Consider the following 23568-nt stretch of genomic DNA (forward strand, 5'->3'; position numbering starts at 1 on the left):
AATTCATTGCCCACGAAAGTGGGCAATTTTTCTCTAAAATTGCTGAACAAGACACGTTGGACCACCAGTACCTTTTACAAATTCTGAAAGATCGATCTCATGAACTTCAAAGCCAAAATTTTTCAAGATCTTCATGGCAGTGAGATTTGACTTTTCCGCTATTATTTTGTCGGGTGGTAAAAAAATAACGTTACCGCTTATGAAATTATCAGATAGTACCTCTAAAATTTTGAAATCATTGAAAAAATCCTTTTCAAAAAGACTTTTAACACCGATGAGATTTTTCCCACCCAAAAATGTCATCATACCTCCAAGATGCAAATAAGGATGGGGAACTTTTGCAACTCTTATTTCATATCCAAGAAAGGAAAGAATTTTTGATAATTGTTTTATTCCTTCAGAATTAGTTCTTGTTGAAAAGCCAAGGAAGGCAACATGATCGGAAAGAATAACATCGCCGCCTTCTGCCGTTGCCGGGAATGTTATTTCTCCTATGCGATTCTGACCCATAGATTCAAGTACATTTCCAAGCCATTCTTCTTCTGAACGTCTACTTTCAAGTCCCATTCTCATTTTAATATATCCGAAAGGAGTGCAAAAAACAGGATCTTTTGTGAAAACCGAATTTGGATGATCTTTCAATTCTTCCACCTTTATGACTTTATGGCCGAAATTTTCTATCGTTGAAGAAAGTTTTCGATGTTGGAATATCGCCGTCTCAACTTTCGCCTTTTCAGTTATGTTATGAATTTTAAGATCTTCAACCTCGAAATACGCCTTGTAAGGTTCGCACATCAAAAAATTCATTGATTTTCTCCTTTCAAAATATACCCATCACTTTAAAAGCTGAATGCTTATTTACTGTAAGCGCAGGGCAGGATGCCTCAATCGGAATTTAAAACCGGTTCAGTATATTATAACAAATCAGGCCACAAAGGCCTGATTGTTATTTTTTGTTATGGATTTATGGTTGTAACATAAGTAAACTTTCCATTCACAACTTCATTGACGACCGCAGATTTTATTGCATCTCCGCTTGCATCTATCGTTATGTAACCCGTGACACCTTCAAAATCTTTTGTGTTTCTTATAGCCGCGTTAATTTTTTCCGGATCTGTCGATCCAGATCTTTGAATTGCATCTCTCAAGAGCAAGTACGAATCGAAACCAAGCGCGGCAAAGGCTGAAGGAAGTGTTTTGTAAATTTCTTGGTACTTTTGAACGAACTCCTTTCCTATTTGTGTCGATGGATGTTCAGCGTTAAAACTTGTCGTGTAGTACAAACCGTTCACGGCATTTCCTCCGATGGTTATAAGTTGTGGAGCCTCTGCACCATCTCCGGCAAGAAAAGCGCCGGTATAACCAAGTTGTCTTGATTGACGGGCTATCAACGCTATTTCGGGATAATAGCCCGGAATATAAATTAAGTCTGGATTATGACTCAGTGCGTCTGTAACCTGTGCACTGAAATCTTGATCGCCTGATTGATAGTATTCTCTGTAAACTTTTCCGCCACCCGCTGTGAAATCTTTTATAAAGAAATTTGTCAGACCAACGCTGTAATCCTGTGCCACGTCGGTGAATATGACGGCTGTTTTTGCTTTGAGATAGTTAAGTGCAAACACGGCTGCAACATGTCCCTGAAATGGATCGATGAAACATACCCTGGAAATGTAATTTTTCCCTTGCGTTACAAGCGGATCCGTTGAAGCCGGTGATAGCATTGGTACATGTGCTTTTTCCGCAATAGCGCCACCTGCCATGGTGTTGGAACTCGCAAGTTCACCTATTATGGCGACAACCTTGTCAAGATATATAAGTCTGCTAACGACATTTGCCGCTTCAGTCTTGTCAGATCTGTTATCTGCAAGTACAAGTTGAATTTTATCGCCTAAGACCGTAGGAAACATCTGTTGGGCAATTTGAACGCCTTCATAAGTCTGCTGACCAAATGCCGATATGCCTCCGGTCATCGGAAATGCAATACCCACCTCTATATTCCCGCCCATCACCATTACGGAAACCATTGCCAATACCAAGAACAACACCAAACGTTTCACTGCTAAAACCTCCCTTTATGTGAGATAAAAAAAGCCGCGCTATAAAAACGCGGCCTGACAGGTTTCTAAATTTGCCCGTCAGGCCATGTTTATTATCACCACCAAATTTTCTAACAAAATTTCTTTAAACATGCACTCACCTTATCTTTAAGATTTCAATGATTTTAACATTTAACATTAAAGAAGTCAATTAAGAAAGTGTTAACTTTTTTTGCTTTTTAGTTGATCAATTTAAAATATCGAACGTCCTAATGTATGATTTTTCAAGGAAGATCGAAGGAAAGATTCAAAGGACCGTTTTGATCCCTTAATCCAAGCACATGTACATGCCATCCGCTTAGATCAAAAAGTTTTGGAATGTAAACCCTGTTACCATGTATAGAAACATCGTTTTTGTTCAAAATCACATTTGAAGCGCCGCTGGTCATTTCAAAAACGGGATTTGCGTAAAAATAAACATTTCCTGAAAATAGAATGGTGACGTTTGTAGAGGTGTATGTTACGCTTTCAACTTTCAAAGGTTGCGGATGAACGGTGAAATTAACCTTATTTACAATCGCATTGTTTATGCTGACGGTAAAAACATAATCACCGTAAGATGAAAGCCACGTTGCGTAGAAATTAGGTGAACTGCCATAAACCTGTACCGGCACGCCGTTAACGTAGGCTGAAACGTTAAATTGCTTTGAATTTGAAGCGGCAAAAAATGGTATATTTATCATTCCTGTGGATGTAGCATTGATAGTTGGAATTAGAACAACACTCGTTGCACCATCAGATGCGATTAAAACATCTCTTGTCACAGATTCAAAGTGTCCGATGTCATCGACAACCGTACACGTTGCCTCGTAAAGACCTTGAGTTTCAGATGTCGGGATCTTCAAATTAAAAGTGTACGTGTTACTTGCGTTGGCACTTAATTCATCACTTAAATTTCCAATTTTTAAACCAACACTCTGAATACCGTTTGGAGAATAAGCGTAAACAGTTATGGTAGATTGATGTCCTGCGGAGATCATTTCAGGCATACTCGTAAATTGAATGTAAGGTTTTGCATTTGATGGTTTTACAACGTTGATGTAAAAAGTTGGCGTCGAGATTAAACCTTGACCGTTTATGGCCGTTACAGTGAAATCGTGAATTCCAAGATTTCCGAAAGAAAGATTAAAGGTGTTTGAGTTAAATGGGGTATTTTTACCATCCACGCTTAAAGATACGGATTGAATGCCGCTTTCCGGATCGTAAACGTCTATATGAACAGGAAAATTGACATCTTGAGATATCGTATCAGGATAAAAAGCCTTCACAATAGGTGGAGTTGAATCTTTGACAAAAAAACTATCGGTTTTTGTTGCCACATTTCCACCTGTTCCGGCGGCAAAAAGCGTTACTTTATGGTATCCGTAAACACCTAACCAGTTTGCAGTGTACAAAGAAGTCCCAATCAAAGTCGTAGGAATAGGTGCTCCGTCGAGTTCAAACACAACGCCAGATAAACCATTTGAATCAACGACGTTTGCAGAAAAACTTATATTTTGTCCTGAAAGCAGAGTTGCTGATTTTGTGAAATTATAAATCATAGGTTTCGAAGAACCTCTCACGAGCATGCAAGAAGATAGTGCCAGGATTAAAACTAAAATCGAAAATATGAATAAAAATTTTTTCATTTACTCAAAAATCCAAACCAAGGCCAAATCTCCATTCTTTCACTCCCGAAAAAGATGTAAAATTGGTTATGCTGCCTTGTGCCTCTCCAAAGGCTGAAAAATTGCCAAGGAAAAGATCTGCACCTATGTGATAGTAAAGAGGATTGAGGGAGACCGGACTGAATCCATTTTGAAAAGAAAACTGCGTTTGCAAGCCAACACCTAAATATGGCCTTATGTTGCCGGTTGGTAAAGATACAAGCAAAGTTGGCAAAAGGCTCCATGAACTTACATTTCCGAGTTGAGTTAGATCTAAAATATTGTTTACCGTTCCCTCGATTGTAAGTTCAACTCCGAGTATGCCCAAAGATTTAACGGTTAAACCCACCGCATAACCTGAAGACGAAGTCAAAATCCCCGTACTTGCGTTTATCGACATCACGGCAAATGAGGAAACTGCCAAAAGCATTGTTAGGGTTAAAACCAAGATCAAAAGTTTCATGAATCCTCCTCCTTTATTTTATAAACGTAAGTAAAATCACACCTATCGCCACTGTAAGTACTATCAAGGGCATTATCAACGACTGGTTATTCGTGATCGTAAACTCATAGTTCGAAGAAAAGCCCACAACATTGGTAACTTTTACAACAAAGGTTCTCGAACCTGTAAAATCTCCAATTACGAAATTAACGTTTCCGTTAAGGAAATCATTCTTCCCCATAAAACTAAGGGTATTATCAGCATTTCTAACGTATAGTTCAGCGTCTTTGAGCCCTATTAAATCTGTCGCCGCAACGGTTATGCTGTACTTTCCGCTTAAGAACAATTCACTTCCTGAAAATGATACCACTTTTGGGCCGTTGTTGTCGATACCCACCTTTTTTTGCACCAACAAAGACTCACCCGTGATAAGATTTGCTTTGGCAAACAGTGTATGAAAACCATCTTCGAACATCTGAGTGTTAACATTTGCCTCAAAAATCTTTGGAGAATTATCTGAGACAGCAATCGGTTGATCCAAAATTGTTTGGTTGTCCATTATGATTTGCACATTTTCTCTGCCATATCCGGGTGGAACTATCGCAAAAATCTTTTCTGTACCTTTTAAGTAATTGCCATAATCGGGAAGATTGGAAATTCCAATTCCATTTTCGATATTTGTCATGATTTTGTAAGAAACAACAAGAGCAGTCGCAACAGATGTTAGATACCCATTTTCACTCTTGAAGGTCACGTAAGAATACAAACTTGTCGATGGCAAAGTTGAATTGAAAGTCCATTGCCTGTCGAAGAATTTTCTCACTTTCCCGTTGAAATACACTTCAAGCGTTATGGGCATACCGTCTCCAGAAAATCCGCCTATCTGGAAGTTGCCATTTTCGCCGGTGAAGACTATGGCCGGTGATATCTCAAAGGCAGGTCCGCTCCCTACGGAGCGGACGACACCCTCTGCCATTACAAAACATGCCAGAAAAGCAGACAAAATCAAGACAAATGCTTTCAACATGATTTAGAACTCCCATATTGATCCGTTGTTCATCAAAACATTTCCAAGCATGTCCGTTATTCCATTTACGGTTACAATGTAAGGGCCGTAAGGAATTTTAACGTCTTTCACGCTGATTACATTACCATTTATCGTTGGAGTCCCCAAATTGGTTATCTTACCGTTAAGGTCTTCCAAATTAACAACTGGTGTACCTTCAATGTCTTTGTTGAAATAAATCGACAGAGTTTCATTTGAAAGTTTAACATCTTTTATCGCAGGTCCTAAGGTATCAACGTAAACAGTCACATCTTGTGATGAATTATTTCCAGCCATGTCAACCGCTTTCAATTCAACTTTAACGTACTTTCCATCGATATCCGCAAAGGCTTTTCTGAGAGAAACGGTGTATGCTCCAGTCGATGAAAAAATGTTGAAGTACAGAGGTTTATCTTCAAGATTTGCATTTAAAGAGGCATATCTGAGATCTTTACCTTCTACGTTCAACTTGAACATCGCATCCGATCTCATCGTTATCGTTGAAGGAATTGAAAGACTTACAACAGGTGCCGATGGATCGACGAATATCGCCAGCCTCGCATTGAACATGCTTGTTTTACCGTTAACAGGATTTGTCGCTAAGATGTTTAAATCATTTATGCCGGATAGGCTAAATGACTGGTTTTCAACCTTTTTACCGTTTAGCGTGATCTGGAATTCAGGCTTCATCATACCGGATGTGATTCCGCTTACGGCTATCGTTGGAGTTGATTTCTCAAAAGCGTAAAATTCAGATCCATTCTCGAGTTTTTGCCCGTCCAAATATACGTTGATAACAGCAGGTTGCGTATCGACAAAATATCTTTTCACAACCGGCGTTGCATGCTTGCCAAGATAATCCGTTGCCTTGATTTCGAAAGTTGATTCACCGCTAATCTTCACACTCGTTATCGTTGCGATCCAAGTGGAATCACTTACATTAACGGCTTTTATACCGTCGACCGTTACTTCCTTTATCCCGATACCAGTACCATCATTTGTTTGTATCGTGATTTTCAAAGGCGTATTTGGGCCGTAAGTCGCAGGATAAGTTACGTTGACGATTTGCGGATTTGCAAGGTCAAATGCAAAATAGAAATCTTTTGTGCTTTCGGTCTTAAGACCATTTATTTTATTCATCGATGTTAAATCAACGCTGTAAAAACCTGTGCTGTTTAACCTGATCTCGGTGGATTCTTGAGATAGTTTGAAGATGTTTCCGTTGATATTCACAGTCGTGTCGGGCATAACCTTAGAATCAGTTGTCGCCGATATTTTTATATAAGCGGGCGGTTCTAAATTCCAGTACTGTCCATCTTTTGTCATCATTTGTGCGATCGGTACGATTTCAACGTAAGGAGGTTTGGCATCCACGAAGTACCTCGTAGAAGCCGAAGTTGATAGGTTAAGTTTGTCGTATGCCGTGATCTTTACCTGAACGTAAGTGCTCGTTGCCACTTTGGGGCTTGTAAGTGTCGCAATCCATGTCGTACCGCTTGCTTTAGCGTTAACATCGTTGATCGTTACAGAACTTATGCCTGGGCCATTTTCATCGCTAACTTTGATCTTTGCCACAAAAGTATTTGCAGGAGAGGTTGTTGACGGCAAAGTTATTTTTTCGATTTGAGGTGGAATTGTGTCAAATGCCAACTTGTAAGTTTTGGTCAGCACAGTAGAAAGACCGTTGACCTGATTGGTGGACACAACTGTTATCGTGTAAGTTCCGGGAGAAGTCAAATCGATTGATGTAAAATTGTTACCACTGTAAGCGATAGGATCTTTGTTGATGATAACCTCTGTTTGTGGAGAAACACCCGAATCTGTCGTAGCACTTATTTCTATTTTTATAGGTTCATTACCTTTGTTCCAGTAAGTTCCATCGATATTTGTAGAGGCAATTGAAATCATGCTGATATGAGGAGGATTTACATCGACAAAATATTTTTCGGTCAAAGACGATTCATTTCCAAGATAGTCGATGGCTTTTACCGTGAATTTTTCGTAACCGCTGGAAGTAGATTTGGCACTTAGAAGCGTTGCCTCCCACGTATCATCGTTGACTTTCGATGCTGCTTTATCACCGATCATGATCTTACTTACGCCTATTCCGTTATCATCCGTTGCCACGACAGAAATTTTCATAGTTTCATTTGGCCCTATGTATTTATTATATGAAACATTTGAGATGTGAGGATTTTGATTGTCCACTCTGGCGTTAACAATGTAAGATGCACTCGTTGATAATCCGCTTATCGTATCTGTGGCCGCGATGTTAACCTTGTAAGTTCCGGAACTTTTGAAACTTACGGTGGCTATCTTCGCACTGTATTCTTCAATTGTGGCCTGAGATATATCTGTTATTTTCTTTCCATTCACGTTAATTGCGATTTGCGGTGCCATACCGGCACAAAACGTTGTGGCCATAAACGTTAGAGATGGAAGATCGTATTTTCCCCACATGATTCCGTTCCTTGTCATCGATGCGGTGTTGGTTACCTTAAGGTACGGTGGCATTCCATCGGAAATCACCCTGATCGTCGACGAAGATTGATTACCGGCACCGTCCGTTGCCATTGCGATTATGCCGAACGGTCCTGTTTTCGAAGGTGTTGAAATCGTGGCACCCCACGTTGAATTATAAAGTAACTTCGCGTTGATACCGTTTATAACCACAGTCGCGATCCCGCTTGTAGTTGAAATAGCCGTCACGTTTATAGGAACATTCGAATTTGCAGGAAGATATGGCTTCATCTCTAAGAATTTGACAACCGGCAAGTTGGTGTCAACAACGTATCCCGCTATCGATGAAAAGATTTCTCCCGCCACGTTAACCGTCTTGACTGAAAAAATGTGCCATCCATTTTTGAGATGTGAAATTTCAACGTTAAAAGATCGTGAAAGGTAAACTGTCGCTGAAGGACTTACATTTATGACGGAAGCAACCTGAGTGTCTACCATAAATTCGATTTTGGCGAGTCCAAGTCCACCGTAAACTTTTACAGGTACCGTTACGTTAGAGACGTTACCTATGTAAGAATTTCTCGATGGTATCAACTTGCCTATTTCTATGACCGGATTTGCGTTTATAGAAACGGTAACGGTTGTCTGTTTATCAAAACTTTCTCCGTTTTGCGTTATAGCGTTTACAAGTAAAGGAAAGTCTTGTGATGATTGAATTACAGATGGCGCCGTGAAATCAAAAGCAGCCGTCGATCCAGTAGCCTTCAAAGTCTTTCCATCAAAAGTCGTGGTTATGTAAGAGATTGGTTCTCCTGAAGTCGAATAAGCGCTTACAAATACCTTGAATGGGGCATTTGCAAGTACTTGCTGGGGATATACCTGCACTTGCATTTGAATGATTTGTGCACCTGCAAACAAACTAACGACGGTAATCAAAACAATCAATAAAAAGATTACCTTTTTCACAATTTTACCCCCTTTACAGGACTTTATTACAATTTATTATTATACCACGTTTCATGCTTGATCAAATTTTTTAACTTTTTGAGCAAGAATTCTCCTCCCTCTGAGCAAAGAATGTGCAGGTGATGTTTTCAGGACAGGATCTTTTCGAAGGGCATTTTGATTCTTTCAAAACTTTCTATCTTACCGCTGTCTATTCTTATGTATGCAGTTGCGTATTTCAAAATTTTTTCATCGTGGCTCACTATGACGAAAGTTTGTTTATTTTTTTCGTTGAGAAATTTTATGAAATCCATAACCATGAAAGATGTTTTTGTGTCAAGTGCGCCGGTAGGTTCGTCTGCCCAGACGATTTTCGGTTCTCCGGCTATTGCCCTTGCAACGGCAACTCTTTGCCTTTCGCCACCGCTTATCTGTGCGGGAAATTTATCTATTACATGTATAAGTCCGTTTTCTTTGAGTACTTCTATTGCCCTTTGATTTGCCAGTTTTTCAGGCCAACCGCGCGCAAGTAAAGGCAAAGCGACATTTTCTTTCACGGTTAAAACATTTATAAGGTTATACTCCTGAAATACAAATCCCATATTCTCGGCCCTGAACTTCGTCTTTTTGTCATCCGGTAATTTGCTCAGATCCACACCGTTTATGACAATCTCTCCGGAAGTTATGTCATCGATGCCGGACAGACAATTGAGAAGGGTCGTTTTGCCGCTGCCAGAAGGACCATATATGAAGAAAAGATCACCCTCTTCTATTTCAAAATTCATACCTCTTAGGGCTTCATAAGAAAGTTCACCGCTCTTGTAAATTTTTCTGATGTTTTTAACTATCACCAAAGCCAAGGCTTTTCCTTCTTTCCTTACCACCAATCATTCTCTATTATAATTTTATACTTTGTTTTGCAAATTGTGAGTAAAAATATCATGTCATTTGTGAAACGGATAAAAATTTTTGATTGTATACTAAACCAGTTTTAAATTTCGAATCACCGCTGCGGCAGGTGCCCCCCTCGATGTCTGTCCTCGCGCTGCTGCGAAGGCCATCTCGGAGGCATCCTGCCCTCCGCTTAAATTAAATGAGCATTCGACTTTTAAAGTTATTTAAGATACTCTAATAAAGTTAAAATATCTCTCAAAAATGATAAAATTGATTTAGAGGTGTTTAAATGGGAGATTTTGTGCATCTTCATCTGCATACCGAATACAGTCTTGGCGATTCCATTGTGAGAATGGATGCGCTGATGGACGAAATCAAAAATTTTGGTATGAGGGCCGTGGCAGTAACCGATCACGGTACATTGGGAGGTGTGCATAAATTTTGGTCTTCGGCTAAACAGCATGGAATAAAACCGATAATCGGTTGTGAAATATACGTAAACGGCGAAGAAAAAAAGAGAAATCATCTTACGGTGATCGCCAAAAATAAAAATGGATATCTTTCAATTGTTAAAGCACTTAATTCCATGGCCAAATCCGGCAAGAAATTTTTGGAAGATAAAGATGTTTTCGAAATGAAAGACGTTATGATACTTTCCGGATGCATGAACGGGAAAATACCAAGATTTATTTTATCGGGTGAAATATCAAAGGCTCGCAACACAGCCCAATCTTATCTCGAAAGATTTGGAGAAGATTTTTACATCGAAATCATGAGAACCGGCCTTAAAGAACAAAAAGATCTTAACATGGATCTTTTGGACTTGGCCAAAGAATTGAATATAAAGATTGTTGCGACAAACGATATCCATTTCATAAAAAAGACCGATGCCTTGTCTCATGGCTTGTTTGTTTCAATGGGAAGAAATATGAGATGGGATGGCACTTTCGCTTACGGAAGTGATGAATATTACCTTAAATCCCCAAATGAGATGAAAGTGCTTTTCGATGATTTACCATCGGCAATTGAAAATACACTTGAGATATCTTCAAAATGTACCGATTACGATCTTAAACCAGATTTGAATTTGCCTCTTTTATCTGAAGATGATTGTAAAACAATTCGAAATACCATTGATCTTGAAAAACTTGACGATCAAAAGTTAACAAGAGTAAAAAAAGAGTTGAAATTGATAGAGTCAAAACGATTTTGCACATATTTTTTGACAGTCTCAAATATCATTCGTATCGCCGAAAAACTTGGGATATTGATAGGACCTGGAAGAGGATCTTCGGTCTCTTCTCTTGTTTCTTACCTTTTGGGCATAACGTCTATAGATCCCCTTAAGTACGATTTGCTTTTTGAAAGATTTCTCAACGAATCAAGGACCGGTGATCCTGATATAGACATAGACGTCGAAGACGATCAAAGAGGCACGCTTATTTCGGCGCTTTCCCAAAATTACGGGGTAGATCACATCGCACAAGTCGGCGCTTACGGAACGCTTGGATCAAGGGCCGTTGTAAGATCTGCCGGTAAATCTCTTGGACTTAGCGACAGAGTTATAGAAGATATCGCATGGAGAGTTTCCGGATATGGAACTATTTCAGAGGCTCTTTCAAAAAATCAAGAATTGAAAAAAATCTCTCAAAGCGTTGAATTGAGGAATTTAATGGATTATTCGGTAAAACTCGAAGGCCTCGTTCATCACAAAACGACTCATGCCGCAGGCATCATAATATCTAAAGAAGAGATCAACGATAAAATGCCTCTGACTTTCGACGGTCAAAGATGGATAACGGAATTCGATATGGAATCTCTTGCGGATTTAGAAGTAACCAAGATAGATTTGCTTGGTCTCAAAACCCTCACGAACATCAAAGATACACTTGGAAGCGCCACAAGAGAGGATTTAATGCGAATACCGATAGATGATCCTCGAATATACGATATCCTCAGAAAAGGCAATACGGTTGGAATATTTCAACTTGAAAGCACTTCTGCCACTTCGCTGACAAAAAAACTGTCTCCTGAAAATTTCAACGATGTGATAGCACTTCTAAGCCTTAACAGACCCGGGCCTATGTATTCTGGGGTAGCAGATGAATATGTGAGAAGGCGTCACGGCGGATCTGTCATGAAAGACGATTTTGGCCTTGACAGTATCTTAAAAGATACTTATGGAATGATGATATATCAGGAACAGATCATGAAAATATCAAATGATGTGGCAGGCTTTTCGGGAGAAAAGGCTGATATGTTTAGAAAGTCTATTTCAAAAAAAGATCCGGTTCTAATGGAAGAATTGAGATCTGACTTCGTAAAAGGATGCGTTACAAACGGTTATGTTGAATCCAAAGCGCTAAGGCTTTTTGAAACCATAAGTAATTTTGCATCTTACGGTTTTAACAAATCTCACAGCGTTGCTTATGCTTATATAACGGTTTGGACGGCTTACCTTAAAGCGACAAAACCTGCTGAATTTATATCATCTTTGATGAATTCGAATATTTCAGAACCTGCAAAACTTTTGATGTACGAGAAGGAACTCAATAAATTATCTATAAAACTCCTTCCGCCGGATATAAACGAATCGAAAACCTTCTTTTATTCCGATACAAAAGCCGTAAGAATAGGTTTTGCGGCGATAAAGGGCGTTGGAACGAATCTTGGACGTGTTATAGAAGAGGAACGATCGAAAGAAAGATTCGAAAATTTTCAAGATTTCGTTTCAAGAACGAGAAAAAAAATAAACGTAAAAGCGCTTGAATCTTTAATTTTAAGCGGAACTTTTGATTCTACCGATCCAAACAGAAAATATTTGATGGACAATCTTGAAATGATAGTTGATCTTGCAAGCGGCGGATTGAAGATCATCCAGCAACAACTGTTTGAAAACGGATCAAAGGCATCGCTTCCATCTTCAGAAAATTATCCGGATTATGATTTGAACGAAAAGATGAAACTCCAAAGGCAGTATTTAGAAATAGGGCTGAATCTGGCAAATTCAGATGGATTTGCAAGGGTTATTGAAAGTGGATTCGGAAAAGTGTCATTTCAAATTTTTGAAAATGAAGGTAAAATTTTTGCAACCGATGGAGAAAACGAAGTTGCATTTTCTTATTCCGAACCTCTAAAAGAGGGAGAAACTTATGAAGGAGATTTCATTTACAAAAACGGAAATATGATCCTTTCCAAACTCACAAAAAGTTCGGATAAAACTTACATATACATAAAAGATCCAACCGAAATGCAAGAATACATGCAACGCATCGTTGAAATGAAAGGACATCATGTTATTTTCAAATTTGAAGATCTATCCCTCACATTAGACGATAAAACTTTAAAAGAGGAGGAGTACTGATGGAAAATTTTGAAATCCAGAAGAAATACGAAGAATGGGAAACACAGACGAAAGCACTCATAAAAAAATATCCAGAAGAAGGAAATTTAAACACGAGTTGGTCAGAAACGGTCAAAAGACTTTACACCCCTTTGGATACGCCAGATTATTCGAAGATAGGCTTTCCGGGTGAGTATCCTTTCACGAGAGGCGTTCAGAACACCATGTACAGAGGAAAACTATGGACAATGCGTCAATATGCTGGTTTTGGAACGGCCGAAGAATCGAATAAAAGGTATAAATACTTGCTTGAACAGGGGCAAAGCGGTCTTTCCATAGCATTTGATCTTCCGACGCAGATAGGTTACGATTCAGATGATCCGCACTCTCTGGGAGAAGTTGGTAAAGTTGGCGTTGCCATAGATTCCCTTTACGACATGGAAACACTTTTCGATGGTATTCCTCTTGACAAAGTAAGCACTTCAATGACGATAAACGCCACAGCATCAACACTCCTTGCCATGTACATAGTTGTCGGTGAAAAACAGGGCGTTAAAAGAGAAAAATTGCGTGGAACTATTCAAAACGATATTCTAAAAGAATACATAGCACGGGGAACTTACATATATCCGCCTAAACCTTCTATGAGAATAATAACCAACATATTTGAATTTTGTTCGAAAGAAATGCCACTATGGAATACGATAAGTGTCAGCGGTTATCACATAAGAGAAGCAGGGGCTAACGCGGTTCAGGAAGTTGCTTTCACAATAGCAGATGGAATAGAATACGTTAAAACGGCGATCGAGGCCGGCCTTGATCCAAATGTTTTTGGGAAAAGGTTATCTTTCTTTTTCGCCTCTCATAACGATCTATTTGAAGAGGTGGCAAAATTCAGAGCGGCAAGGCGTATATGGGCAAAAATCATGAAAGAAAGGTTCAAAGTCACAGACCCTGAGGCTTTGAAATTAAGATTTCATACCCAGACTTCAGGATCGACCCTTACCGCGCAACAACCCGAGAATAACATCGTAAGGGTTGCCATTCAGGCACTTGCAGCCGTTCTTGGAGGTACTCAATCTCTGCATACTAACTCTATGGACGAAGCACTTGCTTTGCCAACTGAAGATTCGGTAAGAATTGCGTTGCGTACCCAGCAGATAATAGCCTACGAATCAGGTGTTGCAAAAACCGTTGATCCACTTGGAGGTTCATACTACGTTGAATCTTTGACCGATGAAATAGAAAGAAAATCTTTTGATTATATAAAACATATAGACGAAATAGGCGGGATGATAAATGCCATAGAATCTGGGTATGTACAACAGGAGATATCCAACAGTGCTTACAACTATCAAAAAGCAATAGAATCGAAAGCACAGATAATAGTCGGTGTCAACGATTTCACAACGGAAGAAAAGAATTTGAGAAAAACCATGAAAGTAGATGATGAACTTGAAGCAAAACAAATTGAAAATCTTAGAAAGATGAAAAATAATAGAGATACATCGACCGTGAAATCGAACCTTGCAAATCTTGAAAAAGTTGCCAGATCGAATGGAAATCTCATGTATCCGATAATCGATGCGGTGAAAGTGTATGCAACTGTGGGTGAAATATCTGATACTTTGAGAAAAGTTTTCGGCGAATACAAAGAATCTGTCATAATTTGATGAAATTTAAAGTTGATCAAGTATAATGTACATGACAAATATACTTAATTCGATTTAAAAGCCGAATTGTCATTTACCGTAAGCGGAGGGCAGGATGCCTCCGAGATGGCCTCCGCAGCAACGCGAGGACCAGACATCGAGGAGGTACCCGCCGGAAGCGATGATTCGGAATTTAAAGTTGATTAAGTATATTTGAGAGAAAATTGAAGGTGAGAAAATGAATTATTCTTTAAAATGCCTCAACTGCGGTACAATTTACGATCCAAAGGACGTTATGTACACCTGTCCAAAATGCGGGCCGAGATTGGGAACTCTTGAGATAGTCATTGGCGAATATCCACGATATCCATCTTTCGATCTCAAATCAAAAGGTATATGGGCATTTTCAGAATTTTTGCCGCTCGATGAAGATCATCATGAAGTCCCACTTTTTATAGGAAATACCCCGATTTACGAAAAAAAATCTCTTGCCCAAAAAATGGGCTTATCTGATTTATGGATAAAAGATGACGGACGTAATCCTACCGGATCTTATAAAGATAGGGCTACCGCCATGGCAATATCAAAAGCAAAATCATTGCATGTTAACACCATTTATTGTGCATCGACGGGAAATGCGGCCTCTTCTCTTGCGGGACTGACAGCGGCCAGCGGCATGAAAAGCATCATTTTTGTTCCCAAAACCGCTCCGGAAGCGAAGATAACGCAACTTTTGGTTTACGGCGCAACCGTTATGGCCGTTGATGGCACTTACGATGAAGCCTTTGATCTGTCCATGGAAATTGGAAATGAGTTCGGTTGGTACAGTCGGAACTCGGCTATAAATCCTTATTTACTTGAGGGCAAAAAAACCGGATCCATGGAAGTGGCCGTTCAACTTGATTTTAAAATTCCTGATTTTGCGATTGTAAGCGTTGGAGATGGTACGGTTGTCAGTTCAATCTACAAGGGTTTTAAAGATATGAAGATGGCAGGTTTAACGGACAAAATTCCTAAAGTCATAGGTGTTCAATCCGAAGGTGCAAATGCGGTCATGAGAACTTTCGAGTCCGGACATTTTGACAGACCTATCGATATCGATGCTCACTCCATGGCAGACAGCATAGCGGTTGGTAAACCTCGCGATGTTTTAAAAGCATGCAAATGGGTAAAGGAATCCGGAGGCTATTTTGTTTCGGTTACAGACGAAGAAATAGGAAAGGCGATAATTGAACTTGCACGTGAAACAGGTGTCTTTGGAGAACCGGCGGGTGCCGCGGCGTATGCCGGATTAAAAAAGATTGCAAAATCTATTCAGGGCAAAAGCGCTGTCATATTCATCACGGGAAACGGTCTTAAGGATGTCAAATCGGCAAGAAATTTTACGAGTCAGGTGAATTACGTGAAACCAGATCCAAAAGACGTGAAAGATGTTTTGAGGAAGATTGGATTGATTTAGGAGGAGCGATATGATCGTAAAGTTCAAATTAAACGGCGAATCAGTGGAAGAAAATGTGGCCGATGATGAAAGAGCCCTTGACTTTTTAAGAAGAATAGGCATGAAAAGTGTCAAAGAAGGATGTGGGGAGGGAGAATGTGGTGCGTGTACTATAATAGTTGATGGTAAAAACGTAGTTTCATGTCTTATGTTAGCGGCAGAACTTGATGGGACAGATGTTTTAACTACGGAAGGCCTTTCGAAGGATGGCACGCTTGATCCCATTCAAGCGTCTTTTGCGGATATCGGAGCCGTGCAGTGCGGATTTTGCACGCCCGGCATGGAGATGTCGGCGAAAGCTTTGCTGATCAAAAATCCTAAGCCTTCAGAAGAAGACATCAAAAAAGGTCTTGAAGGCAATCTTTGCAGATGCACCGGTTATTTCAAAATAATAGAGGCAGTTAAAAAGGCGGCCGATAAAAATTGATCGTTCCTGCAATTCTCGCCGCAGGAAAAAGTAAAAGGTTTGGAAGTCAAAAATTGATTTATCTTTACAAAGGCAAACCTTTACTTCAATGGACGATAGATACGGTAAGCGCACTTAAAGCAAAAGGAATTGTTGTGATTTCGGAAAACGTGGATCTTTCTTTGATAAATTTCAAAACTTTAAAAGTTTTAATCAATAAAAGAGTTGATCTTGGTTTATCTGAATCTGTGAAAATCGCTTTACTTGAAACAAAAGGCAAAGATGGAATTATGATTTTTCTTGGCGATATGCCCAAGATAGGTTTGAATCTCGCTGAAAAAGTTTTTGAAATGGCCGGTGAAAAAATCGTATTTCCGATTTACAATGGAGTAAAAGGTTTCCCTGTTTACATACCGTCAAAGTATTTTGACGAAGCAATGAAGATAGAAGGGGATAAAGGATTAAGAGATCTCTTGATTTCAAAGAGCGATATTATGACTTTTGAGTGGGGGGAAGAATGTATTTTTGACGTTGATTTCCTTAAAGATATAGAAGGGACGTGTTGAGATGAATTTCAAGTTCGTGATTCCTAAAAATGAAAAAGATCTCATAAACGAGTTTTCTGACGATAGATGTGTGCTTATGGCAGGAGGAACAGATTTGCTTGTAAAAATGAGATTAGGCAAAATCAAACCAGAAAAAATAATCAGCACCATCAAAGTTCCAACATTGCATACGCTTAGTTTTGACGGAGAAAAACTTACGATAGGGGCAAACGTTACGTACTCTGAGTTGCTCGATTTTAAACCCATCAAAGCAGAATTTCCCATTTTATACGATGCCATTCTGACGGTGGGTTCTCCGCAGATAAGAAACAGAGCGACTCTTGGGGGAAATATCATGAATGCTTCTCCGGCAGGGGATGGATTGCTTGCACTCTACCTTTCAGATGCTTCGGTGGAAATTTCGGATGGTGAAGTTCATGCAATTTCAGATTTCATAACAGGTCCCGGAAAAACAACGATCGGTCAGAAACGGTATCTCAAAAACATATTTATCCCGAAAAGAGATTGGACTCATAGATATTTTGAAAAGGTGGGGCAAAGGACTTCTATGACGATTTCAATAGCAAGTATAGGTGTGCTTTTGAAACTTTCAGGAAAGCGTATCGATGAGATACATCTTGCTTTTGGTTCTGTCGGACCAACCGTACTTAGAATGCGAGAGATAGAAACATTTGCAAAAGGTAAAGTGCTAAATGAAAAATTGCTTGACGAAATATCATCGCTTGTTTTTGAAAGCGTCAAACCCATAGACGATGTTAGAGGAAGTGCAGGCTACAGAAAAAGACTTTGCAGGAATCTTGTCTACAGGTTAAACGAATTTTTGTGAGCGATAGAAGGGAGGTAAAAATTGATATTCGATTTAATCGGTGCCGGAAAAGTTGGAAAGGCCTTTGGGAAATATCTATATTCGACAGGCAATCAAATAGGTCATGTTGTGAACTCTTCGATTGAATCAGCGAAAAGGGCCGTTGAGTTCATGGGTTGCGGGACACCTTCCACCATAGATGAGATTGGAAATTGTGATGTGTTGTTGTTAGGGGTGAAAGACGACATTATAAGACAAAGTTTTTTAAAAGTAAAAGATAAACTTCAAGGAGTTAAAGCAGTCGGACATTTTAGCGGAGCCTATCCTTCTTCCATACTTAGGGAATGTGACGAAATGAAGATAGGTCGCTTTTCGATCCATCCAAACGCATCTTTTGCAAATCCGGAAATATGGAAAAAAATTGAAAATGTTTATTTCGTGATCGACGGAAATGATCAAGGCAAAGAAATCATACGTGAACTTTTCAAAACTTTTAACATTAAATTCAGTGAAATATCGGAGCAAAACAAGATATTTTATCATATAGGCGCTGTTTTTGCATCCAATTTTGTCGTTGGCATCCAGGAGGTATCGAATGAACTTTATTCAATGGCCGGATTGGAACCAGAAATTTCGCGTATGCTCTCTTTGTATCTTGCAAAACAGGCGATAGAAAACGTAGAAAACATGGGAATAAAAGGTGCTTTAACAGGGCCGGTCGTGCGTGGAGATTACCAACTCGTCGAAGCAGAAAAAATGGCGCTTATGGATCTTGATCCGGACATTGGGGTACTTTACGGAAAATTCGCTCAGATCCTCAGAGAAAGGGTGATGAAAACTGAACATTCTTAAAATTATCCAAATGAAAGGTAAAGAGCCCATAACAGTTGTAACGGCTTACGATTATTTCAGCGCTAAAGTTTGCGAGCGTGTTGGAATTGATATGATACTTGTCGGAGACTCTCTGGGAAACGTTGTGCTGGGATATGAATCGACTTTGAACGTTGAGATGGAAGATATGGAACGCCATATTCAGGCTGTGAGAAGGGGCGCTCCAAATTCATTCATAATAGGAGACATGCCTTTCATGTCCTATCAGACGTCGGATGATGAGGGAATGAGAAATGCAGGGCGTTTGATGAAAGCAGGATCGAATTGCGTTAAAGTTGAAGGTGGACTGAGAGTTGTACCGCTTGTTAAAAAACTTGTCGATTCAGGCATACCTGTCATAGGACACATTGGTTTGACTCCGCAATCTGTCAATCAAATAGGCGGATATAGAATACAGGGCAAAGGCAAAGATGCGGATCGAATGATAGTCGCGGCTAAATCTCTTGAAGAAGCAGGTATTTTTTCCTTGGTTATCGAATTGACAATTGAAGAAACTGCCAGAGCAATTACCGAATCACTTTTAATTCCAACGATAGGCATAGGTGCCGGCAGATATTGCGACGGTCAAGTGCTCGTATGGCATGATTTGCTTGGAATAAACGATGGAAAGATTTCAAAATTTGTCAAAAAATATGCGAATCTTAATTCGGAAATCGAGAAGGCTCTTTCAGATTACGTAAAAGATGTAAAAGGACATATGTTCCCCGAAGAAAACCATGTTTTTAAAGAGGATAAATGATGGCCACTCCCACCGTTTCTAACGGCTTTGAAAATTCAATTTTTTTCTATTACCTTGTTCGTATAATCATCGGGATCGCCGCACTTGTCATTGCTTATTATCTGGGAGATTTCGTCGCCAAACTTATAAACAAGGCAGCCCATGTAACTGGTAAAAGTCTTAGGGCTCCAAACACGACGAGAACACTCGTTAAATCTCTTTTCGTTTTTGCAGCCATAATGGTGATAATAGGTGAGTTCAACATCAACCTCTGGCCATTGCTAACGAGTTTGGGGGTTGCTGGAATCATAATAGGTCTTGCGCTTCAAACGCCTTTGAGCAATTTCTTCAGCGGTCTTATGGTTATAATAACAGATGCCGTTAACGAAGGAGATGCGGTTGATATAAACGGAATGAGCGGGACCGTACGTGAGGTAAAATTCAATCATACGATCATAGACACATGGGATGGGAAAAGAATTCATATACCAAACTCTGCCGTTTGGTCTTCCAACGTTACGAAATACTGGCCTGAATTATCCAGAAGGATCGATATGCCAATTGGTGTCCCATATTCTCTTAGCCCTGAAAAGATGGAAATCATACCCAAATTATTGAAAAAAGTAATGGATGAAGAATCACTTGTTTACAAGGGACCCCTCGTTGAAAATAATCCATCTTCGATTGTTTCGAATTACGTTACATTCGACGGTTTTGGAAGTTCATCTGTTAATTTTTCAATCCATTTTTGGGTTCTAAAGAAAGATTACTTTGATGCTCAAACTGCCATAGGAATAGATATTTTTAGAGAATTCACGAAGAATGGCGTTTCTATACCTTACAACCAACTTGACGTGCACGTGGATGGAAAAATCAAACTTGGAGATCGTTTAAATGATTGAACATCTTTATTCATACGACGAAATTGATTCAACCAACGAACTCGCAAAAAGGATGAAAGACATCTTAAAAAACGGAGATATCATCTGGGCTTTAAAACAAACCTCCGGTCATGGAAAGGGAGACAGAATATGGTATTCTCCGGAAGGTGGTCTGTGGTTTTCGATATTCTTCAGGCCGGCAACTTTTCGAGATCCCAACGTTTACACGAAAATGATGGCAGTTGCCGTAATAAGGGTGCTTAAAAAATTCAAAATCGATGGAATTGGGATCAAATGGCCAAATGATATTTATCATGAAAAAGAAAAAGTTGGAGGGATTTTAACGGAGATAATACATCACGGTGATAAAAGAGAAATCGTAGTCGGCATAGGTCTAAACGTGAACAACGATCTTCCCGACGACGTGCCAAATGCAACTTCTTTGAAAAAAATAACGGGGAAAGAATTCGATCTTTCTCACCTTTTGAGAAGAATCCATTCGGAAGCACTTGTACTTCACAATTTTGTGACAAAAGGCCAAAGAAATGTGATAACTAACCTTTGGAGAAATTCAATCGTGTTGAAAAAAGGCATGAAAATAAAATTACTTTACCCATCCGGTGTGCAGACAGGTACCGTGATAAGTGTTTTTTCAGATTCGCTTGTAGTCGAAAGAAATGGTATAAAAGAAAGAGTTAAACCATCTGAAATAGATTTTTTATGATCCTTTTTTTAAAACACTCAGCGCTGCCTCTGGATTTTCAGATCTAAACGCGTAACTGCCTGTAACCAGTATGTCCGCGCCCGCTTTCAAAACGGGCTTGAAGGTGTCTTCGTTTATACCGCCATCAACTTCTATTTCAAAACTCAATCCCATGCTTTTTCTCATTTCATCCAATTTTCTTATTTTGTTAAGGGTATTTGGGATAAAACTTTGTCCTCCGAAGCCTGGATTAACACTCATGACAAGTATTCCGTCAACATCCATTATGATATCTTGCAGAAATTCAACCGGCGTGTGCGGATTTATGGCTACAAAGGCTTTTGTTTCATTTTCCTTTATCCTGTTTACAAGCCTATTGAGATGATAAGTAGCCTCGTAATGAATAGAAACAATCTCTGATATTTTGCAAAAATCATCGACGAAGATTTCTGGCCTTTCGACCATCAAATGCGAATCAACAGGGATCTCTGTAACTCTTTTCAAAGATTCTCCTATTATGAGACCGTACGTTATGTTGGGAACAAAATGTCCATCCATCACATCAAGATGTATGTAATCGGCTACGTTTTCAACTTTTTTAATTTCTTCGCCAAGTTTTGCGAAATCGGCAGAAAGAATAGACGGTGATAATTTAACGTTTTTTGTCAAACCTAACATCTCCAATCTTTTGGGATTTAATTTCGTTTAAAATTGAAAGGTAATGTTCGTAACGGCTTTTGGGTATCTTTCCCTTTTCGACGAGTTCTTTAACCTTGCATTCGGGTTCAAATTCGTGAAGACAATCATCAAATGCGCATTCTCCTGATGCCTCGAAGATCTCGGGGAAAAGTTTTTGAACGTCTTCGGGATTGATCTTTGTAAATTCGGTGGTTGTAAAGCCTGGCGTATCAACCACAAAGCCTCCATTTGGAATTTTCAAAAGAGAGGCAGTGGTAGTGGTATGCTTTCCAAGATTTGTGCTTTCAGAAATAAGACCGATCTTCAAATTCGAATCGATTATTTCGTTGATCAAAGAAGATTTCCCCACGCCCGAGGGGCCTGCGAAAACAGATATTTTGTCTTTTAGATTTGATCTGAGTTCTTCTATTCCCATCTTAGTGTAAGCACTTACAAGGCAAAGGTTGTAAATTCCGTAAATGTGTTTGAACTCTTCAAGTCTTCTTTCATCGGTTATGTCCGTTTTGTTCAAAACAACCAATATATTTTTAATCGATCTTGATACATTTGCAAGCGTTCTATCTATTGTAGAATATGGTACATCAGGTTTTGAAATGGAAAAGACGGCGATAACCTGATCAACGTTGGAAATTCTTGGCTTTTCAATAACGTTACGTCTCGGAAGAATAGATTCGATTCTCCCTCTGTCATGATCTGTTATGTATTCAACTTTATCACCGACGAGTGGTTTGATATTCGATAATTTAAATCGTCCTCTTAAAGAACATAAGGTCTCGGATCTGTCTGTATCATCTGAAACGATGACAAAATTCGAATAAAAAGAAATTATAGTGCCCTTTCTCAAAGTGTTTGTCTCCTCAACTGACCACATGCCGCGGATATATCTTCTCCTTTTTCTGCCCTTATAACGGCTTCTATCCCGTTGTCTTTTAAAAATTTTTCAAAAATTTCTGCCCGATCCATCGGCGTTTTTTTGAAAGTCGAACCTGTATCGTTGTACCTTATGAGGTTAACGTTGCACTTTATATCTTTTAGGATTTTCACGAGTTTTTGTGCATCATCAAGTGAATCGTTGAATTTATCAAAAAGAATATATTCAAAGGTCACCCTTCTATCTTTTGCCTTCTGATAGATTTTAACAGCCTCCATGAGATCTTCTAAACTATATTTTTTGTTCACAGGCATTATCATTGACCTTTTATCGTCTGTGGAGGCATGAAGAGAAATTGACAGAATGACATCGAGAGGTTCTTCGGAGAGTTTTAATATTCCGTCAACAATGCCAGCCGTTGATATTGAAACACGTCTTTGACTTATCTTGAAAGCCTTTGGATCTGTTATTACATGGATGGCCTTAATAACCTCATCGTAATTCAACATTGGTTCTCCCATTCCCATGAAAACGATGTTGTTTATCTTTTCATTTTCAGATATCTCCATGCCAAGAATTTGAGATAAAATCTCTCCGGAAGTTAGATTTCTTACGTAGCCGGACATTCCCGTTGCGCAAAACGCACAATTTAGGGGACAGCCCACCTGTGATGAGATACATCCCGTTATCCTATCCGGATATCTTAAAATTACAGATTCAACAGTGTTGCCATCCGAATATTTCCACAAAAATTTCACAGTTCCATCCGATGATTTTGTTTTTTTTACGAGTTCTGGCATATCAATGATGAATTTCATTGAAATACGTTCTCTAAGTTGCTTTGAAAGATTTGTCATAACGGCAAAAGACGTGGCATGTTTTTTGTATATCCAGTCGAAAATCTGGGTTGTCCTGTAAGGTTCAAGTTTTTCCATTTCAAATTTATTTTTTAACGCCGTATAATCATAATCAAGGATGTTTTCCATTTCCTTCGGCCACTCTCC

At 39.3% G+C, this 23568-nt stretch carries 20 protein-coding genes; 10 read left to right on the top strand and 10 right to left on the bottom strand.

What is annotated here, in order from left to right:
- Window positions 1-33: 33 nt before the first annotated feature.
- The 7 genes from ACP5NR_RS02605 to ACP5NR_RS02635 all read right to left on the bottom strand — a co-directional run bounded on the left by ACP5NR_RS02605 (window position 34) and on the right by ACP5NR_RS02635 (window position 9488).
- The gene (locus tag ACP5NR_RS02605) at window positions 34-807 is read right to left on the bottom strand and encodes a dimethylarginine dimethylaminohydrolase family protein (RefSeq protein ID WP_428004559.1); all 774 of its coding nucleotides are present in this window, start codon (window positions 805-807) and stop codon (window positions 34-36) included.
- A 149-nt stretch (window positions 808-956) separates the two neighbouring features.
- Window positions 957-2060: an ABC transporter substrate-binding protein gene (locus tag ACP5NR_RS02610; RefSeq protein ID WP_428004558.1), complete on the bottom strand. Its 1104-nt coding sequence runs from the start codon at window positions 2058-2060 to the stop codon at window positions 957-959.
- Between the two features lie 263 nt (window positions 2061-2323).
- Window positions 2324-3640, bottom strand: a complete 1317-nt coding sequence (locus ACP5NR_RS02615) for a hypothetical protein (RefSeq protein ID WP_428004557.1) — start codon at window positions 3638-3640, stop codon at window positions 2324-2326.
- A gap of 91 nt (window positions 3641-3731) precedes the next feature.
- The gene (locus tag ACP5NR_RS02620; RefSeq protein WP_428004556.1) at window positions 3732-4208 is read right to left on the bottom strand and encodes a hypothetical protein; all 477 of its coding nucleotides are present in this window, start codon (window positions 4206-4208) and stop codon (window positions 3732-3734) included.
- A gap of 13 nt (window positions 4209-4221) precedes the next feature.
- Window positions 4222-5214, bottom strand: a complete 993-nt coding sequence (locus ACP5NR_RS02625; RefSeq protein WP_428004555.1) for a hypothetical protein — start codon at window positions 5212-5214, stop codon at window positions 4222-4224.
- A 3-nt stretch (window positions 5215-5217) separates the two neighbouring features.
- Complete coding sequence (locus ACP5NR_RS02630; RefSeq protein ID WP_428004554.1) at window positions 5218-8658, bottom strand: hypothetical protein; 3441 nt, start codon at window positions 8656-8658, stop codon at window positions 5218-5220.
- Window positions 8659-8786: 128 nt separating this feature from the next.
- Window positions 8787-9488, bottom strand: coding sequence for an ABC transporter ATP-binding protein (locus tag ACP5NR_RS02635; protein WP_428005903.1), 702 nt, complete (start codon window positions 9486-9488; stop codon window positions 8787-8789).
- Window positions 9489-9820: 332 nt separating this feature from the next.
- On the opposite strand from ACP5NR_RS02635, the gene dnaE reads away from it, so the two are divergent.
- From dnaE to ACP5NR_RS02685, 10 genes are all read left to right on the top strand, one after another.
- Entirely contained in the window at window positions 9821-12895 is a 3075-nt protein-coding gene (dnaE, locus tag ACP5NR_RS02640) for a DNA polymerase III subunit alpha (protein WP_428005894.1), read from the top strand.
- Window positions 12895-14547 carry an acyl-CoA mutase large subunit family protein gene (locus tag ACP5NR_RS02645; RefSeq protein ID WP_428005895.1) on the top strand — a complete coding sequence of 551 codons (1653 nt, stop codon included), beginning with the start codon at window positions 12895-12897 and terminating at the stop codon, window positions 14545-14547. The genes dnaE and ACP5NR_RS02645 overlap by 1 nt, the downstream gene beginning before the upstream one ends.
- Window positions 14548-14764: 217 nt before the next feature.
- Window positions 14765-15985: a threonine synthase gene (gene thrC, locus ACP5NR_RS02650; RefSeq protein ID WP_428005896.1), complete on the top strand. Its 1221-nt coding sequence runs from the start codon at window positions 14765-14767 to the stop codon at window positions 15983-15985.
- Between the two features lie 10 nt (window positions 15986-15995).
- A complete protein-coding gene (locus tag ACP5NR_RS02655; RefSeq protein WP_428005897.1) occupies window positions 15996-16451 on the top strand; it encodes a (2Fe-2S)-binding protein in 456 nt (151 codons plus the stop codon).
- Entirely contained in the window at window positions 16448-16996 is a 549-nt protein-coding gene (locus ACP5NR_RS02660; RefSeq protein ID WP_428005898.1) for a nucleotidyltransferase family protein, read from the top strand. Before ACP5NR_RS02655 ends, ACP5NR_RS02660 begins: the two co-directional genes overlap by 4 nt.
- Window position 16997: 1 nt before the next feature.
- Entirely contained in the window at window positions 16998-17822 is an 825-nt protein-coding gene (locus ACP5NR_RS02665) for an FAD binding domain-containing protein (RefSeq protein ID WP_428005899.1), read from the top strand.
- Window positions 17823-17843: 21 nt separating this feature from the next.
- Entirely contained in the window at window positions 17844-18653 is an 810-nt protein-coding gene (locus ACP5NR_RS02670) for a Rossmann-like and DUF2520 domain-containing protein (RefSeq protein ID WP_428004546.1), read from the top strand.
- Window positions 18640-19431 carry a 3-methyl-2-oxobutanoate hydroxymethyltransferase gene (panB, locus tag ACP5NR_RS02675; RefSeq protein ID WP_428004591.1) on the top strand — a complete coding sequence of 264 codons (792 nt, stop codon included), beginning with the start codon at window positions 18640-18642 and terminating at the stop codon, window positions 19429-19431. The genes ACP5NR_RS02670 and panB overlap by 14 nt, the downstream gene beginning before the upstream one ends.
- Window positions 19431-20312 (top strand): mechanosensitive ion channel family protein, encoded by an 882-nt coding sequence (locus tag ACP5NR_RS02680; RefSeq protein WP_428004545.1) that lies wholly within the window; start codon window positions 19431-19433, stop codon window positions 20310-20312. The genes panB and ACP5NR_RS02680 overlap by 1 nt, the downstream gene beginning before the upstream one ends.
- Window positions 20305-21015 carry a biotin--[acetyl-CoA-carboxylase] ligase gene (locus ACP5NR_RS02685; protein ID WP_428004544.1) on the top strand — a complete coding sequence of 237 codons (711 nt, stop codon included), beginning with the start codon at window positions 20305-20307 and terminating at the stop codon, window positions 21013-21015. Before ACP5NR_RS02680 ends, ACP5NR_RS02685 begins: the two co-directional genes overlap by 8 nt.
- Here the strand turns inward: ACP5NR_RS02685 and rpe are convergent.
- The 3 genes from rpe to rlmN are packed head-to-tail and all read right to left on the bottom strand — an operon-like array spanning window position 21010 to window position 23550.
- Window positions 21010-21663, bottom strand: coding sequence for a ribulose-phosphate 3-epimerase (rpe, locus tag ACP5NR_RS02690; RefSeq protein WP_428005900.1), 654 nt, complete (start codon window positions 21661-21663; stop codon window positions 21010-21012). The genes ACP5NR_RS02685 and rpe overlap by 6 nt on opposite strands.
- Entirely contained in the window at window positions 21647-22537 is an 891-nt protein-coding gene (gene rsgA / locus ACP5NR_RS02695; RefSeq protein ID WP_428004542.1) for a ribosome small subunit-dependent GTPase A, read from the bottom strand. The genes rpe and rsgA overlap by 17 nt, the downstream gene beginning before the upstream one ends.
- On the bottom strand, window positions 22534-23550 hold the full coding sequence (rlmN, locus tag ACP5NR_RS02700) for a 23S rRNA (adenine(2503)-C(2))-methyltransferase RlmN (RefSeq protein ID WP_428004541.1): 1017 nt from the start codon (window positions 23548-23550) through the stop codon (window positions 22534-22536). Before rlmN ends, rsgA begins: the two co-directional genes overlap by 4 nt.
- Window positions 23551-23568 lie beyond the last annotated feature (18 nt).

Origin of the sequence: Athalassotoga sp., from assembly GCF_049965695.1 — a bacterium.
Classification (GTDB): domain Bacteria; phylum Thermotogota; class Thermotogae; order Mesoaciditogales; family Mesoaciditogaceae; genus Athalassotoga.

Bases quoted from the DNA above. Each gene is read 5' to 3' on its own strand.
- ACP5NR_RS02685 (WP_428004544.1), top strand. From the start codon at position 20,305: ATGATTGAACATCTTTATTCATACGACGAAATTGATTCAACCAACGAA.
- ACP5NR_RS02680 (WP_428004545.1), top strand. From the start codon at position 19,431: ATGGCCACTCCCACCGTTTCTAACGGCTTTGAAAATTCAATTTTTTTC.
- dnaE (WP_428005894.1), top strand. From the start codon at position 9,821: ATGGGAGATTTTGTGCATCTTCATCTGCATACCGAATACAGTCTTGGC.
- rlmN (WP_428004541.1), bottom strand. From the start codon at position 23,550: ATGGAAAACATCCTTGATTATGATTATACGGCGTTAAAAAATAAATTT.
- ACP5NR_RS02620 (WP_428004556.1), bottom strand. From the start codon at position 4,208: ATGAAACTTTTGATCTTGGTTTTAACCCTAACAATGCTTTTGGCAGTT.
- thrC (WP_428005896.1), top strand. From the start codon at position 14,765: ATGAATTATTCTTTAAAATGCCTCAACTGCGGTACAATTTACGATCCA.
- ACP5NR_RS02605 (WP_428004559.1), bottom strand. From the start codon at position 807: ATGAATTTTTTGATGTGCGAACCTTACAAGGCGTATTTCGAGGTTGAA.
- ACP5NR_RS02625 (WP_428004555.1), bottom strand. From the start codon at position 5,214: ATGTTGAAAGCATTTGTCTTGATTTTGTCTGCTTTTCTGGCATGTTTT.
- ACP5NR_RS02665 (WP_428005899.1), top strand. From the start codon at position 16,998: ATGAATTTCAAGTTCGTGATTCCTAAAAATGAAAAAGATCTCATAAAC.
- ACP5NR_RS02615 (WP_428004557.1), bottom strand. From the start codon at position 3,640: ATGATTTATAATTTCACAAAATCAGCAACTCTGCTTTCAGGACAAAAT.
- ACP5NR_RS02645 (WP_428005895.1), top strand. From the start codon at position 12,895: ATGGAAAATTTTGAAATCCAGAAGAAATACGAAGAATGGGAAACACAG.
- ACP5NR_RS02655 (WP_428005897.1), top strand. From the start codon at position 15,996: ATGATCGTAAAGTTCAAATTAAACGGCGAATCAGTGGAAGAAAATGTG.